Source organism: uncultured Friedmanniella sp., assembly GCF_964244005.1.
Taxonomy (GTDB): domain Bacteria; phylum Actinomycetota; class Actinomycetes; order Propionibacteriales; family Propionibacteriaceae; genus Microlunatus.
This window is the reverse complement of the sequence record NZ_CAXTHG010000033.1, coordinates 1-15,490: the sequence shown is the minus strand read 5'-3', so window position 1 is coordinate 15,490 and position 15,490 is coordinate 1. Positions and strand designations below refer to the sequence as shown.

At 71.8% G+C, this 15,490-nt stretch carries 16 protein-coding genes; 4 read left to right on the top strand and 12 right to left on the bottom strand.

The genetic code is table 11. The features are described from left to right. Positions 1–52 precede the first annotated feature (52 nt). The gene (locus ACFE76_RS17450; RefSeq protein ID WP_375433051.1) at positions 53–532 is read left to right on the top strand and encodes a VOC family protein; all 480 of its coding nucleotides are present in this window, start codon (positions 53–55) and stop codon (positions 530–532) included. Between the two features lie 86 nt (positions 533–618). Here ACFE76_RS17450 and ACFE76_RS17445 read toward each other — a convergent pair whose 3' ends face one another. Beyond that, positions 619–1,629: an aldo/keto reductase family protein gene (locus tag ACFE76_RS17445; RefSeq protein WP_375433050.1), complete on the bottom strand. Its 1,011-nt coding sequence runs from the start codon at positions 1,627–1,629 to the stop codon at positions 619–621. Positions 1,630–1,763: 134 nt separating this feature from the next. Between ACFE76_RS17445 and ACFE76_RS17440 the strand changes: the two genes are divergently transcribed. Both ACFE76_RS17440 and ACFE76_RS17435 read left to right on the top strand, forming a co-directional pair. Continuing rightward, positions 1,764–2,498 (top strand): histidine phosphatase family protein, encoded by a 735-nt coding sequence (locus ACFE76_RS17440; protein WP_375433049.1) that lies wholly within the window; start codon positions 1,764–1,766, stop codon positions 2,496–2,498. After that, a complete protein-coding gene (locus tag ACFE76_RS17435; protein ID WP_375433048.1) occupies positions 2,485–3,378 on the top strand; it encodes an NAD(P)H-hydrate dehydratase in 894 nt (297 codons plus the stop codon). Before ACFE76_RS17440 ends, ACFE76_RS17435 begins: the two co-directional genes overlap by 14 nt. A gap of 191 nt (positions 3,379–3,569) precedes the next feature. On the opposite strand, the gene ACFE76_RS17430 is transcribed toward ACFE76_RS17435, so the two are convergent. After that, positions 3,570–4,796, bottom strand: a complete 1,227-nt coding sequence (locus ACFE76_RS17430; RefSeq protein WP_375433077.1) for an MFS transporter — start codon at positions 4,794–4,796, stop codon at positions 3,570–3,572. 20 nt (positions 4,797–4,816) lie between these two features. Continuing rightward, complete coding sequence (locus tag ACFE76_RS17425; RefSeq protein WP_375433047.1) at positions 4,817–5,401, bottom strand: NUDIX hydrolase; 585 nt, start codon at positions 5,399–5,401, stop codon at positions 4,817–4,819. Positions 5,402–5,532: 131 nt separating this feature from the next. On the opposite strand from ACFE76_RS17425, the gene ACFE76_RS17420 reads away from it, so the two are divergent. After that, positions 5,533–7,614, top strand: a complete 2,082-nt coding sequence (locus ACFE76_RS17420; protein ID WP_375433046.1) for a HelD family protein — start codon at positions 5,533–5,535, stop codon at positions 7,612–7,614. A 62-nt stretch (positions 7,615–7,676) separates the two neighbouring features. On the opposite strand, the gene ACFE76_RS17415 is transcribed toward ACFE76_RS17420, so the two are convergent. From ACFE76_RS17415 to ACFE76_RS17375, 9 genes are all read right to left on the bottom strand, one after another. After that, positions 7,677–8,510, bottom strand: a complete 834-nt coding sequence (locus ACFE76_RS17415; RefSeq protein ID WP_375433045.1) for an alpha/beta fold hydrolase — start codon at positions 8,508–8,510, stop codon at positions 7,677–7,679. 65 nt (positions 8,511–8,575) lie between these two features. Beyond that, the gene (locus tag ACFE76_RS17410; RefSeq protein ID WP_375433044.1) at positions 8,576–9,067 is read right to left on the bottom strand and encodes a MarR family winged helix-turn-helix transcriptional regulator; all 492 of its coding nucleotides are present in this window, start codon (positions 9,065–9,067) and stop codon (positions 8,576–8,578) included. Positions 9,068–9,076: 9 nt separating this feature from the next. Continuing rightward, a complete protein-coding gene (locus ACFE76_RS17405; protein ID WP_375433043.1) occupies positions 9,077–10,576 on the bottom strand; it encodes an ATP-binding protein in 1,500 nt (499 codons plus the stop codon). An 8-nt stretch (positions 10,577–10,584) separates the two neighbouring features. Further along, positions 10,585–12,288, bottom strand: a complete 1,704-nt coding sequence (locus ACFE76_RS17400) for an FAD-dependent oxidoreductase (RefSeq protein ID WP_375433042.1) — start codon at positions 12,286–12,288, stop codon at positions 10,585–10,587. Next, positions 12,285–12,548 (bottom strand): UBP-type zinc finger domain-containing protein, encoded by a 264-nt coding sequence (locus tag ACFE76_RS17395; RefSeq protein WP_375433041.1) that lies wholly within the window; start codon positions 12,546–12,548, stop codon positions 12,285–12,287. Before ACFE76_RS17395 ends, ACFE76_RS17400 begins: the two co-directional genes overlap by 4 nt. A gap of 81 nt (positions 12,549–12,629) precedes the next feature. Next, on the bottom strand, positions 12,630–12,899 hold the full coding sequence (locus ACFE76_RS17390; RefSeq protein WP_375433040.1) for a DUF4031 domain-containing protein: 270 nt from the start codon (positions 12,897–12,899) through the stop codon (positions 12,630–12,632). Further along, positions 12,896–13,612: a copper homeostasis protein CutC gene (locus ACFE76_RS17385; RefSeq protein ID WP_375433039.1), complete on the bottom strand. Its 717-nt coding sequence runs from the start codon at positions 13,610–13,612 to the stop codon at positions 12,896–12,898. The genes ACFE76_RS17390 and ACFE76_RS17385 overlap by 4 nt, the downstream gene beginning before the upstream one ends. Continuing rightward, positions 13,609–14,799, bottom strand: coding sequence for a dipeptidase (locus ACFE76_RS17380; RefSeq protein WP_375433038.1), 1,191 nt, complete (start codon positions 14,797–14,799; stop codon positions 13,609–13,611). Before ACFE76_RS17380 ends, ACFE76_RS17385 begins: the two co-directional genes overlap by 4 nt. Before the next feature lie 184 nt (positions 14,800–14,983). After that, a partial coding sequence (locus ACFE76_RS17375) for a TCP-1/cpn60 chaperonin family protein (protein WP_375433037.1) occupies positions 14,984–15,490 on the bottom strand: 507 nt, incomplete at its 5' end.

Here is a 15,490-nt window from a genome sequence, read left to right as displayed (position 1 = left end):
AGTACCAGGACAGGGCCAACCGACGTCGGCCCCCTGACTCGAGGAGATCCCGATGCCCGCCATCACGCCGTTCCTGTGGTTCGACAGCCAGGCCGAGGAGGCCGCCCAGTACTACGTCTCGGTGTTCCCGAACTCGCGCGTCCTCAGCACCACGCCCGCCCCCGACGGGACGCCCGAGGCCTCCGCGGGAGGCATCCTCACCGCCGAGTTCGAGCTGGACGGCGTCCGCTTCACCGCACTGAACGGCGGACCACACTTCCAGTTCACCGAGGCCGTGTCGTTCGTGATCGACTGCGCCGACCAGGCCGAGGTCGACCACTACTGGGACGCACTCACCGCCGACGGCGGCGAGGAAAGCCAGTGCGGCTGGCTCAAGGACCGCTACGGCCTCTCCTGGCAGGTGGTCCCTCGCCAGCTGAACGACCTGCTGGGCGACCCGGACCCCGGCCGCTCCAGCCGGGCCATGCAGGCGATGCTGCAGATGCGCAAGCTCGACGTCGCCGCCCTCCAAGCCGCCGCCGACGCCGGCTGACCCCTCCCCATGCCGAGTTGTCAGACACCAGTTGACCTAGAGGACAACTGGTGTCTGACAAGTCGCCGGTTTGAGGGGGCGGAGCCTCAGGCTTCGCGGGTCTTCGGCGAGCTCTCCAGGGTCTTGGCCGGGTCGGTGACGACCGCGTCGCCCAGGACGTCGTCGATCCGGCTCAGCAGGGCGGGCTCGAGAGTGACGCCCGCCGCCTTCACGTTGTCGAAGACCTGCTCGGGCCGCGAGGCGCCGATGATCGCTGTGGCCACGTTCTCGTTCTGCAGCACCCACGAGATCGCCAGCTGGGCCATCGACAGGCCGGCCTCGTCGGCGATCGGCTTGAGCTGCTGCACCCGGGCGAGCACGTCGTCGGACATCCAGCGGGCGATCATGGTCGCGCCGCCCTTGTCGTCGGTGGCCCGGGAGCCCTCGGGCAGGGCCTGGCCCGGCACGTACTTGCCGGTCAGCACGCCTTGGGCGATCGGCGACCAGACGACCTGGGAGATGCCGAGCTCCTTCGAGGCAGGGACGACCTCGCCCTCGATGACGCGCCAGAGCATCGAGTACTGCGGCTGGTTGGAGATCAGCTGGAAGCCGAGGTCCTTCGCGAGGGCGGCGCCGGCGCGCAGCTGGTCGGCGGTCCACTCGCTGACCCCGACGTAGAGCACCTTGCCCGCGCGGACGAGGTCGGCGAAGGCCTGCATCGTCTCTTCGAGCGGGGTCTCGTAGTCGTAGCGGTGCGCCTGGTAGAGGTCGATGTAGTCGGTCTGCAGCCGGGTCAACGAGCCGTTGACCGCTTCGGTGATGTGCTTGCGCGAGAGGCCGAGGTCGTTGGGGCCCTTGGGTCCGGTGGGCCCGAAGACCTTGGTGAAGATCTCGACCGACTCGCGTCGCTCGCCCTTCAGGGCCTCGCCGAGGACCGTCTCGGCCTTGGTGTTGGCGTAGACGTCGGCGGTGTCGAACGTGGTGATGCCGGCCTCCAGGGAGGCCTTGACGCAGGCCAACGCCTGGTCGTTCTCGAGCTGGGAGCCGTGGGTCAGCCAGTTGCCGTAGGTGATCTCAGAGATCTTGAGACCGGAGTTGCCGAGGTAGCGAAAGTCCATAGCCCCAACCTACCGACGCCCCTGACCAGCGGACCGGTGGGCTGTACCGGTTAAGTGCTACCCGTCCTCGACTGTCGGGGGCGGCCGCTACGGTGATGGTCGTCCAAGTCCCCGCGCAAGAGAGAAGTGCCACTGTGGCCGTGTCCGACCTGATCGTCATCCGGCACGGCGAGAGCCTGGGCAACGCGGCGGGCGCCGAGGCGTACGCCGCCGACGCCGAGGTGATCGAGGTCGGGGCCCGCGACGCCGACGTCGAGCTCTCGCCCACCGGGATCGAGCAGGCGACGGCGCTGGGCCAAGGCCTCCGTCCGCTGCTCGCCGACGACGTCCCGACCCTGGTCTGGTCCTCGACCTACGTGCGTGCCCAGCAGACCGCTGAGCTGGGACTGGGCGCCGCCGGGCTGCAGCTGCCCGTCCGGCTGGACGAGCGGCTGCGCGACCGCGAGCTGGGCGTGCTGGACCTGTTGACCTGGAAGGGCGTGGTCAACCGCTTCCCGCTCGAGGCCGAACGCCGTGAGTGGCTGGGCAAGTTCTACCACCGGCCGCCCGGCGGGGAGTCGTGGGCGGACGTCGTACTGCGCGTCCGCAGCTTTCTCATCGACCTGAACGCCGTGGCCGATGGGACCCGGGCGGTGCTCTTCTGTCACGACGCCCTGGTGCTGACGTTCCGCTACGTCTGCGAGGGCCTGACCGAGGCGCAGGTCCTCGACATCGGAGCGACGACGCCGGTCAAGAACGTGTCGATCACCCGGTTGGGGCGTGATGACGACGGTGGCTGGGTACTGCGGGGGTACAACGACGTCACCCACCTCGAGCAGTCCGAGGCCGCGGTGACCGAACATCCAGGAGATGCCGATGCCCCGGCCTGACGCCGCCCCCGCCCACGAGGTCACGCCCACCCTGCTCCGGGGGTGGCCGCTGCCGGCGGTCTCGGACTCGAAGTACGGGCGCGGGCAGGTGCTGATCGTCGGCGGGGCCGCGACCACGCCAGGCGCCGTCCAGCTCGCCGGGCTCGCGGCGCTCCGGGTCGGGGCCGGCCACCTGACCATGGCCGTTGCCGCCTCGGCCGCTGTGCCGATGGCCGTCGCGACCCCGGAGGCCGGCGTGATCGGCCTGCCGCAGAACGAGCGCGGCAGCGTGCTCGGCGGTGACGTGCGCCAGATCGCGGACGACCTCGGCTCGGCGGACGTGGTCACCGTGGGCGTCGGGCTCGACGACCCGGACGAGACCGCTCTGCTGCTACGGCACCTCGTTCCCGAGCTCGGGGGGGAGACCTGGCTGGTGCTCGACGCGTACGCGCTCGGCGTGCTGCCCGGGCTCGAGGAGGAGGTGCTCGCCCCGGTCCGCGGCCGGCTCGTGCTCACCCCCAACTCCTCCGAGGCCGGCCGACTGCTCGACCGCGACCTCGCCGAGCACGGTGACGAGCTGGTGTCCGACGTGGTCGAGATCGCCACCCGCTACGCGGCCGTCGTCTCCTGCTCAGGTGTGGTGGCCAACGCCGACGGCGAGGTCTGGCGGATCGGCGCCGGCAACGGCGGCCTGGCGACCTCGGGCAGCGGCGACGTCCAGGTCGGCGCGATCACCGGCCTGCTGGGCCGGACCGGCCACGCCGAGCAGGCCGCCTGCTGGGGCACCCACGTGCACGCCGCCGCCGGCGACCGCCTCGCCGCCCGGGTCGGCACGCTCGGGTTCCTGGCCCGGGAGCTGGTGCCCGTGCTGCCCGAAGTCCTCAGCGAGCTCGGCGCCTGACCAAGGCACTGAGGCTTTCCAGCCCGGCGAGAAGATGTCGATGGTGACGGCTTCCGCTTCACCGCCGAGCGCTTGAGAGACGTCCAGCGCGTGGATGTCGTCGTTGTCGGCCGGGACGAAGATCGACGACACGATCGGATCGGTCGAGGAGCTGACGACGGTCGCCAACCCCAGCGGCGGGTGGTCGTTCCTCAGCCGGGGACCGGTGGGTTGCCGGGCTGCAGCAGGCTGGTGCTGCGGGCGAGCAGGACGGTGACGGCGCAGCCGGCGACGACCAGGACGCCGGTCAGCTCGAGCACGCCGGTCCAGCCGCCGCTGCTCCAGGCCCGGCCGGCCGCGGTCCCGGCGACCGACGACCCGACGTAGTAGGCGAACAGGTACATCGACGCGGCCGACGCGGTGGCCCGGCCGCCGAGCCGCGCGCGGGCCCCGACCCAGCCGCTGGCGACGCCGTGCGCACCGAAGAAGCCGACCGTCATCACCGCGAGCGCGGCGACCACGACGACGAGCGGCGAAGCGGCGGTCCCGAGCAGCCCGGCCAGCATCACGACGGCGCAGACCGGGACGACCACCCGGCGTCCGTGCCGGTCGGCCAGCCGGCCGGCGGCGGTGGAGGCGACCGACCCGAGCGCGTAGACCAGGAAGACCAGCCCGGCCGCGGCGGCGCTCAGCCCGTACGGCGGCCCCTGCAGCCGAAAGCCGAGCGCGTTGAAGACCGAGACGAACGCGCCCATCAGCAGCGCGGCCAGCAGGTAGAGCCCGACCAGTACCGGGTCGCCCAGCACCCGCCCGCTGCTCCGCAGCACGACGCCGAGCCCGGGCTGGGCCGGCACGAAACGCCGGGACGCGGGCAGCAGCCGCAGCACCGCCACCGTGCAGCCGGCGGCCAGCACCGCGATCCCGCCGACGGCCAGCCGCCAGCCGCCGAGGTCGTCGAGCCCACCGGACAGCAGCCGGCCGGCCATCCCGCCGATCGCGTTCCCGCCGACGTACAGGCCGGTCGCCTGCCCGGCGGCGGCCGGGTGCAGCTCCTCACCGAGGTAGGCCACCGCCACCGCGGGCAGGCCCGCAAGCGCCAGTCCCTGCAACGCCCGGCCCGTCAGCAGCAACGGCCAGCTCGGAGCCAGTGCGCAGAGCAGTCCGAGCACGGTGGCGGCGATCAGGCTGACCTTCACCAGCCGCGTCCGCCCGTAGCGCTCCGACAGCGGCCCGGCCACGAGCAGGCCGACCGCCAGGGTCAGCGTGGTGACGCTCACCGACAGACTGGCCGAGGCCGGGCTGACGGCGTAGCGCCGGCTCAGCTCGGGCAGCAGCGGCTGGGTGCTGTAGAGCAGCGCGAACACAGCCACGCCGGCGAGGAAGAGTGCGAACGACGCCCGTCGGCCGCGCGCGTCCCCGGCCGAGTACGGCTCGGGCAGCCCACCCGGCTCCGGCGGCCTCAGCTGACGACGTCGAGGACGGTCGACTCCTCCTGGACGCCGAGCTCGACCGGCCAGCGGTCCGGCTCGTCCACCAGGTGCAGCAGCTCGACGAGCTCGTGCGGCCAGACCCAGTCGTCGGTGTTGCGCAGCTCCTCGGTCGACCACCAACGGAACTGGAGGAACGTCAGCTTTTCCTCCTCGGTGTGGGCCGAGACGTCGACGACGACCTGTCCCACCCGGGCGAGGTAGAACGACTCGTCCTGCTCGGTGACCTGGTCGGAATAGCCGTGGATGACGTGCCGGCGGGCGATCGGACCCACCAGGTCCTCTGCCGTCAGCCGGATCCCCGTCTCTTCCCCGACCTCCCGGATCGCCGCCTCGACCTCGCTCTCGCCGGGGTCGATGCCGCCTCCGGGCGTCACCCACCAGTGCGCGCCCTCCAGGCCGGGATCGCTGTCCTCGAACAGCAGGGTCCGCTCGTCGTCGTCGGTCAGCAGCACCCGTACGGTCTGGCGTGTGCGCCGCGGCCGTTGCGCCGGGTTCTCCACCGGGGCGAAGGTGCGGGGGCTCTCTCCGGTCGGTGTCGGGTTGTCAGCAGTCACAGACCCAATCTAGGAACCGTCCCGGGCGTCGTGGTCCCGGGGGGCCGGAATGTGCTCGTTCGGCGCGCTGCGGCGGGGTAAGTTGGCGCCTCGCTCCCTCACCCCGGCCGATTCGCATCGGAGATGCCTGCATGCCCGAAGCCGCCGCCATCCTCGCCGCCGAACAAGACCACCTCACCTCCTCCCGGGCCGCGCTGCGGCAGATGCGGGAGCACACCGCGAGCCTGTCCGCCGAGGGCGGCAACCAGGTCTCGACCGAGCACCTCAAGCAGGTCCTGTACCGACGGATGAAGGCGCTGGAGGACGACCTGAGCGTCCCGCTCTTCTTCGGCCGCCTCGACTACGACCCCGCCCTGGGGGCCGAGCGGGACGAGACGCTCTACATCGGGCGCCGGCACGTGACGGGTGAGGCGGGCGGTGAGCCGATGGTGATCGACTGGCGGGCCGGCATGTCGCTGCCCTTCTACCAGGCGCGGGTGGGCGAGCCGATGGGTGTGAGGCACCGGCGGCGCTTCGGCTTCTCGAGCGGTCGGCTGACGGCGTTCGAGGACGAAGAGCTGGTGCGGCCGGCCGTCCCGGCCGACGAGCAGGCCCCTGCACCTGGGCACGAACCGTCGCAGATCCTCGAGTCCGAGATCGAACGCCCGCGGACCGGGCCGATGCGCGACATCGTCGCCACCATCCAGCCCGAGCAGGACAGCATCGTCCGGGCCTCACTCAGCCAGTCGCTGTGCGTCCAGGGCGCCCCGGGGACGGGCAAGACCGCGGTCGGGCTGCACCGGGCGGCGTACCTGCTCTACGCCTACCGCGAGCAGCTCGCCCGCTCGGGTGTGCTGGTGATCGGGCCCAACGACAGCTTTCTCTCCTACATCGCCGACGTGCTGCCCGCCCTCGGCGAGATCGACGCGACCCAGGCGACCGTCGCCTCGCTGGTCGCCAAGGCCACCGGGGTCGCGGTCCGGGGGCTCGAGCCGGCCGCCGCCGCGGTGACCAAGGGCGACGCGCGGATGGCGGAGGTGCTACGGCGCGCGGTCTGGAGCCACCTCGGGTCCGCCCGTGAACCCCTGGTCGTGCCCCGCGGCGCCTACCAGTGGCGGGTGGGGGCGTACCTGGCCGGGGAGATGGTGGCCGAGCTGCGTGACCGGGGCGTCCGGTACGAGGCGGGTCGGGCGATGCTCCCGCAGCGGCTGGCGCACCAGGTGCTGCTGCGGATGGAGGCCTCCGGGGACTCCCCCGACGACCGGGTGCAGAACGCCGTGGCCCGCAGCCGGCCGGTCAAGGCGTACGCCGAACAGCTGTGGCCGACCGTCGACGCGGCGAAGTTGATCTTGAAGCTGTTGACCGACCCAGACTTCCTGAAGGCCAGCAGCACAGGGATCCTGGACGATTCTGAGCAGAAGTTGATCTTGATGCCCTCACCGGCACGGTCGGTGGGCACCGCGCGCTGGACGCTGGCCGACGTGGTGTTGATGGACGAGGTCGCCGACCTGTTGCACCGCACCCCGAGCGTCGGGCACGTCGTGCTGGACGAGGCCCAGGACCTGTCGCCGATGATGCTGCGGGCGGTCGGCCGGCGCGCGTCGACCGGGTCGGTCACCGTGCTCGGCGACCTCGCCCAGGCCACCACGCCGTGGGCGACCCGGTCCTGGGCGGAGTCGCTCGGCCATCTCGGTCAGCCCGACGCCGTGGTGGAGGAGCTCGTCGCCGGCTTCCGGGTCCCCGGCGCCGTGATCGACTACGCGGCCCGGCTGCTGCCCCGGATCGCCCCCTCGCTGACCCCACCGCACTCGGTCCGGCGGCACCGTGGCGAGCTCGACCTGCGACCGACCACCGACCCGGACACCGCCGTGGTGCGGGCCGTCCGGCAGGCCCTGACCGCCGAGGGCACGGTCGGGGTGATCGTGGCCGACGGCGCTGCCGGCCGGCTACGCAGCACGCTGACCGACGCCGAGGTGCCGTTCGACCTGCTCGGGGAGACCGAGCAGACCTTTGGCCATCGGGTCGACCTCGTCCCGGCCACCCTGGCCAAAGGGCTGGAGTTCGACCACGTCGTGCTGCTCGAGCCGGCGGCGATCGTCGCGGCCGAGCCCGACCACCTCACCGGACTACGGCGGCTCTACGTCTGCCTGACCCGCGCCGTCACCTCGCTGGTGGTCGTGCACACGACCGACCTGCCGTCCGAGCTCGCCGTGCCTTCGGCGCCTGAGCCCTGAAACCGGACTTGTCAGCGTCGGTGGCGGCCATGGCGACCACTGACGCTGACAAGTCGGCAGCCTCAGCGGGCGAGGAAGGCGAGGAGGGCGGCGTTGAACTCCTCGGCGTGGCTGACGTTCAGCCCGTGCGGGCCGCCCTTGATCACCACCAGCTCGGCGCCGGGGATCGCCGCGGCGGAGCGCTGGCCGCTCACCTCGAGCGGGACGATGCCGTCGGAGTCGCCGTGGATGACCAGGGTCGGTACGGTGACCGCGGCCACGTCGGCGCGGAAGTCGGTCCGCCCGAACGCGGCGATGCAGTCCAGCGTCGCCTTCGGGGAGGCGACCGCGGCGAGGCTGACGGCGTACTGGCGAGCCGCTTCGCTCACCTTCAGCTTGCGACCGGCGCTGAAGAAGCCGACCGTGAACTCCTCGAGGAACGCGGCCCGGTCACCGGTCACCCCGGCCTGGAAACCGGCGATGGTGGCGTCGTCCAGACCGCCGTCGGGGTTGTCGTCGGACTTGTACAGGTACGGCGGGACCGCCGCCGCGAGGACCGCCTTGTCGACGCGTTCGGTGCCGTACGTCGACAGGTAGCGCACGACCTCACCGCCACCCATCGAGAAGCCGACCAGAGTGGCGCCCCGGACGTCCAGGTGGGTCAGCAGTCCGGCCAGGTCGGCGGTAAAGGTGTCGTAGTCGTAGCCCTCCCACGGCTGGCTCGACTGACCGAACCCGCGCCGGTCGTAGGTGATCACCCGATAGCCGGCGGCGACCAGGGCACCGACCTGGGACTCCCACGAGCGGCCGCTCAGCGGCCAGCCGTGAATGAGGACGACGGGAGTCCCGTCGCCCTGGTCGGTGTAGTGCAGCTCGATGGGGGTACCGTTCTCCAGCCCGACCGCGAACGTGGCCATGGGTTCTCCTTCGTCGTCATGGGTGCCGTCGGCAGGACAGTAGCGCGCGACTTGATCGGCCCGACTCAGGCCTGTCGGGCGAGGGCGGCCCGGGTGGAGGCGTCCAGCTCGCTCGTCAGCTCGTGCAGCGTCTGCACCAGCTCGAGCTGGTTGACCAGCGGCAGCCCGGTCGCTTCGCACAGGTCCACGGCGACGTGGGCCGCCTCCGTCTGCATCGCCGCACCCTGCTCGGTCAGCCCGATGATCATCAGTCGCTCGTCGGTCGCCGCCCGGGTCCGGGTGACCAGACCCATCGCCTGCAGCCGCTTCAGCAGCGGTGAGAGCGTGCTCGAGTCGAGGGTCAGCCCCTGACCGATGGCGGTGACCGAGCTGGCGCCCTGCTCCCACAGCAGCACCATCACCAGGTACTGCGGATAGGTCAGCCCGAGATCGGCCAGGCTCGGGCGGTAGCGCGCCGTCATGGCGCGCGAGGCGGTGTACAGGGCCAGGCAGAGGCGCTGGTCGAGGGTGACGTCCCCCACGGACACCCCGGGGGAAGGCGATGAAGGAGCTCCCATCATTCCAGGCTAACGGCTTGAGATCTCGGGTGCCGTGGACCCATCCGGCTCGACCAGCGGCAGCCGCACCTGGAAGCGGGTGTTCCCCGGCACCGACACCAGCCGGAGGTCACCGCCGTGCCGTTGCGCCACGACCCGGTAGGAGATGTCGAGCCCCAGACCGGTGCCCTCACCGACCGCCTTGGTGGTGAAGAACGGCTCGAAGATCCTGGCCTGCAGGTGTTCCGGGACCCCGGCGCCGGTGTCGCCGATCTCGACCAGCACGCAGTCCTGCTCTTGACCCGTCCGCACCGTCAGCGTGCCGCCGTCCGGCATGGCCTGGACGGCGTTGTCGATCAGGTTGGTCCACACCTGGTTGAGCTCGGCCGGGTGGGCGGGGATCAGCGGCAGGTCGGGGTCGAGCTCCTTGACCACGGTCAGTCCGGCCTCCTTGATCTTGTGCCCGAGCATCACCAGCGTCGAGATGAGCCCGTCGGTGACGTCGATGTCCTGCGCGTTCGCCCGGTCCATCTGGGAGTACTGCTTGGCCGCCCCGACCAGGGTCGAGATACGGGTGGTCGAGTCCTCGATCTCGGCCATCAGCTGCTCGGTGTCCAGGGCGTACGCGACCCAGTGGATCCCGTCGGGGAGCAGCTCGGCGGGCACCGTCTCGGCGATCTCGTCCAGCAGGTCGGTGCTCACCCCGGCCGCGACCAGGGTCGGCGCGAGGTCCCAGCCGCCGGCCACGTGGTGGTCGTCGAGCCAGTCGCTGAGCGCGTCCTCGGCGTCGTTCACCGCCATCGGCGAGAGCTTCTCGGCCTTGACCATCTGCTCCACCGCCGACTCCTGCAGCTCGGTGAGCGCGATCAGTGCCTCGGGATCGACCTTGCCGCTGGCCAGGTGGGCGAGCTTGCGGCGCATCCGGCTGACCCGCTCCCGCAGCGCCGCGGTCGCCCGGACCGCCGCGGCCGCCGGGTTGTTGAGCTCGTGGGTCAGCCCGGCCGAGAGACGGCCGAGGGAGAGCAGCCGTTCGCGCTGTCCGACGATCAGCTGGCTGGAGCGCATCCCGATCGTCAGCCCCTCGAGCATGTGCATCGCCATCGGGAACCAGGTGCGGATCTCAGCCCCGTACTCGTCGGCGTCGATCACCCAGAAGGTGCAGTCGGTGACGGCGAACGCCGAGTTGAGGTAGCGCGGCCGCTCCTCGGTCGGCATGAAGGCCTGGGTGGCGCCGCAGTAGACGCCGCGCTGGCCGGTCCGGCTGATCTCGACGTCGGTCCCCTCGACCTGGCGCCGCATCGTCAGGGTGCCCGACAGCAGCACGAAGAAGCAGGTCGCCTCCTCACCCTCGCGGTACACCGCCTGGCCGGTAGGGCGGCTCTCGGTGGTCCCGCGGACGCTCAACCAGTCCAGCTGAGCGGCGTCGAGAGACTCGAACAGGAACAGCGTCGCCAGCTCGTCCGGGGTCAGCCGGCCGGTGCCGGGCTGGAGCCCTTCCGCAGCCTCAAGGAACGGATCGCCAGTGGTCATCTCTGCTCCTACTGCTCGGCCAGGTAGCGATGCACCAGGGTGACGGCGAGCGCGCCCTCCCCGACCGCGGAGGCGACCCGCTTGACGGACTGGGCCCGGACGTCACCGGCCACGAACACCCCGGGGACGCTCGACTCCAGCAGGTAGGGGTCGCGTTCGAGGTCCCAGCTCGGCGGCGGGGCGTCGCCGGTGAGCAGCTCCAGACCGGTCACCACGTACCCCGCCGCGTCGCGGACGACGGTCTCGGGCAGCCAGTCGGTCAGCGGGGCCGCGCCGATGAAGACGAACAGGTGCCCGGCGTCGAGGACCTGCTGGGTCCCGTCGGCGTGGTTCAGGGTGACGCACTGCAGCCGGTCCGTGCCCGCACAGCTGGCCACGGTCGTCCGGGTGCGGACCTCGATGGTGTCGATCGCGGCGATCTGGTCGATCAGGTAGCTCGACATCGACCGCTCGAGCGACTCCCCGCGGACGGCGATGGTCACCAACGCCCCGTGCCGGGCGAAGAAGACGGCCGCCTGGCCGGCGGAGTTCGCGCCGCCGACGATGATCACGCGCTGGCCGACACACGCCTCGGCCTGGGTGGAGGCCGAGCCGTAGTAGACGCCGCGGCCCACGAGGTCGTCGGCGCCGTCGGCCTCGAGCTGGCGATAGCTGACCCCGGTGGCCAGCACGACCGTGTGCGCCAGCACCGAGGTGCCGTCGTCGAAGACCACCCGCCGGACCGGGCCCGCGACCTCCAGCCCGGTGACCGTACGGGCGGTCAGCAGCTCGGCGCCGAAGCGCAGGGCCTGCCGCCGGGCCCGGTCAGTCAGCTGACCGCCCGCGACCCCGTCGGGAAAGCCGAGGTAGTTCTCGATCCGCGAGCTCTGGCCGGCCTGACCGCCCGCGGCCGCGCGCTCGACGACGACCGACTTGAGGCCTTCCGAGGCCGCGTACACCGCGGCGCCGAGCCCGGCCGGGCCGCCGCCGACGATCACCACGTCGTAGAGCTCGGCCTGGGGCAGCGTGCTCAGCCCGACCGCGTTGGCCAGCTCCAGCAGGCTCGGCTGCACCAGCGCGGCGCCGCCGGCGGTGATCACGACCGGCGCCTGGTCAGCGTCGGCCCCGGCCGCCGCCAGCAGCCGCCGCCCGTCGGCCTCCTCCACGTGGTACCAGCGGTACGGCACGAGGTTGCGGGCCAGGAAGTCGCGGACCTCGTACGAGGCCGGCGACCAGGGGTGGCCGAGGATCTTGATCTTGCGTTCGGCCGGCTTGCCCTCGCGCTGCCACGCGGCGATCAGGTCGTCGACGACCGGGTAGAGCTTTTCCTCCGGCGGCTCCCAGGGCTTGAGCAGGTAGTGGTCGACGTCGACGACGTTGATCGCCGCGATGGCGGCGTTCGTGTCGGCGTACGCGGTCAGCAGCGCGCGCCGGGCCTGCGGCACCAGGTCCATCGCCTGCTCGAGGAACTCGACGCCGTTCATCCCCGGCATCCGGTAGTCGGCGAGGATCACCGCCACCTGCTCACCGCGCAGCACGACCTCACGGATCAGCTCCAACGCCTCGGGACCGGAGTCGGCGCGCATGATCCGCATCCGCTCGCCGTACTGCCGGCGGAGGTCGCGGGCCACCGCGCGGGAGACGGTCGGGTCGTCGTCGACGGTCAGCAGGATGGGCCGGGCGACGCGCTCCCGGCTGCTCGCGTCCGCCGGCTCGACGTGGGTTGGGCTCACGCACCGACCTCGTCGACGTAGCACCAGCGCCAGGTCTCCCCGGGCTCGGCCGAGGTGATCACGGGGTGGCCGGTGGCCTTCGCGTGCGCGGTGGCGTGCCGGGCGGGCGAGGAGTCACAGCAGCTGACGTGCTCACACGTCAGGCAGCGGCGCAGGTGGACCCAGCGGCCGCCGACCGCGACGCAGTCCTCGCACTCGTAGCGAAAGCCCGCGGGGACGGGGGTCAGCGGTTGGCTGTCCAGATCGGCGCACCTGGCCATGGCGGAGCTCCTCTCTCAGTCCTTGCCCATCCTGCCCCTCACAGCCGCGTACGACGAGAGACTCATCTGCAGGCGAACACGTCAGCCGGCCAGCCGCGAGACCTTGCGCCGCCGCAGTCCTGCGGCGGTCAGCCGGGCGACGATCTCACGCGAGGTGACCAGGGTCGCTCCCGCGGCGAGGACCGCCTCGAGTCGTTCGTCCAGCACGTCGTAGTGGTCGCGCTCGAAGGCCCGCGGCGGCAGTCCGACGCTTGCGGCGAAGGCGTGCAGCTCGTCGTAGGAGGTGTCGCTGACCAGGTGCGACCAGAACCGGCCGTGACCGGGCCAGGTCGGGGCGTCGACCAGGATCACGGGGCGGACGGGGTGGGGTGGGCGCTGACCTGCTCGTCGAGCAGCGTCCGCCAGGTGCGGACCAGCTCGGGGTCGACGTAGGCCTTGTACTCCCCGAGCGGCCGGGCCGAGGAACCGATGTGGAAGGCGCGGACGCCGGCGCGGACCAGCCAGGGGACGTGCTCGGGCTGGAGGCCGCCGCCGGCCATGGTCACCCGGCGGGCGAAGTCGTCGGCGCGGGCACGCTGCACCAGCTCGTCCAGACCCTCGGCGACGCCGCGCGCTGAGCCCGCCGTCAGCACCGCGTCCAGGCCCGGCAGCCGTCGCAGCTCGCGCCAGGCCCGGTCGGTCGAGATGCAGGAGTCGACGGCCCGGTGGAAGGTCCAGCCCGTCTCCCGGTCGGCGACGATGGCCTCGACCACGCCGACGTCGACCTCGGTGTGGGCGTTGAGGAAGCCGAGGACCAGTCCGTCGGCACCCTCCCCCTCGTACGCGGCGGCGAGACCCTGCAGCCGGACCAGCTCGCCCCCGTCGGTACCAAAGCCCTCGCGCAGCCGCAGCATCACCCGGATGGGCAGGCTGGTGGCCCGGCGTACGTCCCGCACCAGGGCCGGTTCGGGTGACAGGCCGCCATGATCCATGCTGCCGACCAGCTCCAGCCGGTCCGCCCCACCGGCCTCGGCCCGTTCCGCGTCCGGGCCGTGCCGGACGATGACCTCGAGCAGACCACTCACGAGGGCGTCGTGTCCTGAGTGTGTCCCGTTCCCTGAGCTTGTCGAAGGCCGTCGAGCGAGGCGATGGTGGCGATCGAGGGAGGCCGGGCGTCGCGTAGCCGGAACGACACCTCTTCGGCGTCGCGGAACACCCGGGTGATGTTGGCCGAGGTGAGCGCCAACAGGTCGGCCTCCGACCACGCCTTGGCCCGTAGCGCGTCGAGCAGCACGGGATAGGTGGAGACGTCCTCCAGGCCGACCGGGACGGAGGTGACCCCGTCGTAGTCGCCGCCGAGGCCGACGTGCTCGATCCCGGCCACCTCGCGCAGGTGCCCGAGGTGGGCGACGACGTCGTCGACGGAGGCGGGCGGCTGCGGCTCGGGGTAGGTCGCCCAGAACGCGTCCATCGCGGTCAGGTCGCGGCTGTCGACGCCCGCTGCCTCGGCCGCTTCCTGGGCCTGCACGGCCCAGGCGCGGACGGTGGGGCTGATGAAGTGCGGCACGAAGGTCGCCATGCAGACGCCGCCGTTGGTGGCCAGCTCGGTGAGCACGTCGTCGGGCACGTTGCGGGGGTGGTCGCAGACGGCACGGGCCGAGGAGTGGCTGAAGATCACCGGCGCCTCGGTCGTGGCCAGGGCGTCGTGCATCGTGGTCGGGGCGACGTGGGAGAGGTCGACGAGCATCCCCATCCGGTTCATCTCGGCCACCACCTCGCGGCCGAACGCGGTCAGCCCGCCGTGCGCCGGGGCGTCGGTCGCGGAGTCGGCCCAGTCGGTGTTCTCGTTGTGGGTCAGCGTCAGGTAGCGGACGCCGAGCCGGTAGAGCGTCCGTAGGGTGCCGAGAGAGTTGTTGATCGAGTGCCCGCCCTCGGCGCCCAACAGGCTGCCGATCAGGAACGGGTCGGCGAGGGTCCGCTCGAGCCCGTCGGCGCTGGTGACCAGCACGAGGTCGCTGACGTAGCGCTGGATCATGTCGTAGACGGCGTCGATCTGCTCGAGCGTCGCCGTCACGGCGGACTCACCGACCAGGCTGCAGGGGACGAACACCGACCAGAACTGGGCGCCCACGCCGCCCAGCCGCAGTCGCGGCAGGTCGGTGTGCAGCTGCGGCTGGGAGGTCGCGATGTCGACGGCCGCGAAGTCGTAGCCCACCTTGCGCATCGCCCACGGCAGGTCGTTGTGCCCGTCCACGACCCGCAGTGTGCTCACCTGAGGAACCCTAGCGCCCACGCCTCTCCCTCTTCCGACTTGTCAGCGGCAGTGGTCGCCGGAGCAGCCACTGCCGCTGACAAGTCGGGTTCTGGAGACGCTGAAGAGGCGGCCCCCTGTCGGGGACCGCCTCTCCTTGTTGGTGCTAGGTGCCTGGACTCAGAAGTCAGCCCATCTGAGCGGACTAGAAGTCCATACCGCCCATGCCACCGGACGGGTCGCCGCCGCCGGCCGGAGCAGCCTTCTCCGGCTTGTCGGCGATGACGGCCTCGGTGGTGAGGAACAGCGCCGCGATGGAGGCCGCGTTCTGCAGCGCAGAGCGGGTCACCTTCGTCGGGTCCGGCACGCCAGCGGCGAGCAGGTCCTCATAGACACCGGTCGCGGCGTTCAGGCCGTGGCCGACGGGCAGACCTTTGACCTTCTCGACCACGACGCCACCTTCGAGGCCGGCGTTGATGGCGATCTGACGCAGGGGCGCCTCGACGGCGACCTTGACGATCTGCGCGCCGACGGCCTCGTCACCCTCGAGGTGCAGGGTCTCGAAGACGATGGCCGCAGCCTGGACGAGCGCGACGCCGCCACCAGCGACGACGCCCTCTTCGACGGCCGCCTTCGCGTTGCGAACGGCGTCCTCGATGCGGTGCTTGCGCTCCTTGAGCTCGACCTCGGTGGCCGCGCCGACCTTGATCAC

What these genes read in the sequence shown, in the direction of transcription:
- ACFE76_RS17420 (WP_375433046.1), top strand. Translation starts at nt 5,533, where the DNA reads ATGCCCGAAGCCGCCGCCATCCTCGCCGCCGAACAAGACCACCTCACC.
- ACFE76_RS17405 (WP_375433043.1), bottom strand. Translation starts at nt 10,576, where the DNA reads ATGACCACTGGCGATCCGTTCCTTGAGGCTGCGGAAGGGCTCCAGCCC.
- ACFE76_RS17435 (WP_375433048.1), top strand. Translation starts at nt 2,485, where the DNA reads ATGCCCCGGCCTGACGCCGCCCCCGCCCACGAGGTCACGCCCACCCTG.
- ACFE76_RS17445 (WP_375433050.1), bottom strand. Translation starts at nt 1,629, where the DNA reads ATGGACTTTCGCTACCTCGGCAACTCCGGTCTCAAGATCTCTGAGATC.
- ACFE76_RS17415 (WP_375433045.1), bottom strand. Translation starts at nt 8,510, where the DNA reads ATGGCCACGTTCGCGGTCGGGCTGGAGAACGGTACCCCCATCGAGCTG.
- ACFE76_RS17450 (WP_375433051.1), top strand. Translation starts at nt 53, where the DNA reads ATGCCCGCCATCACGCCGTTCCTGTGGTTCGACAGCCAGGCCGAGGAG.
- ACFE76_RS17395 (WP_375433041.1), bottom strand. Translation starts at nt 12,548, where the DNA reads ATGGCCAGGTGCGCCGATCTGGACAGCCAACCGCTGACCCCCGTCCCC.
- ACFE76_RS17410 (WP_375433044.1), bottom strand. Translation starts at nt 9,067, where the DNA reads ATGGGAGCTCCTTCATCGCCTTCCCCCGGGGTGTCCGTGGGGGACGTC.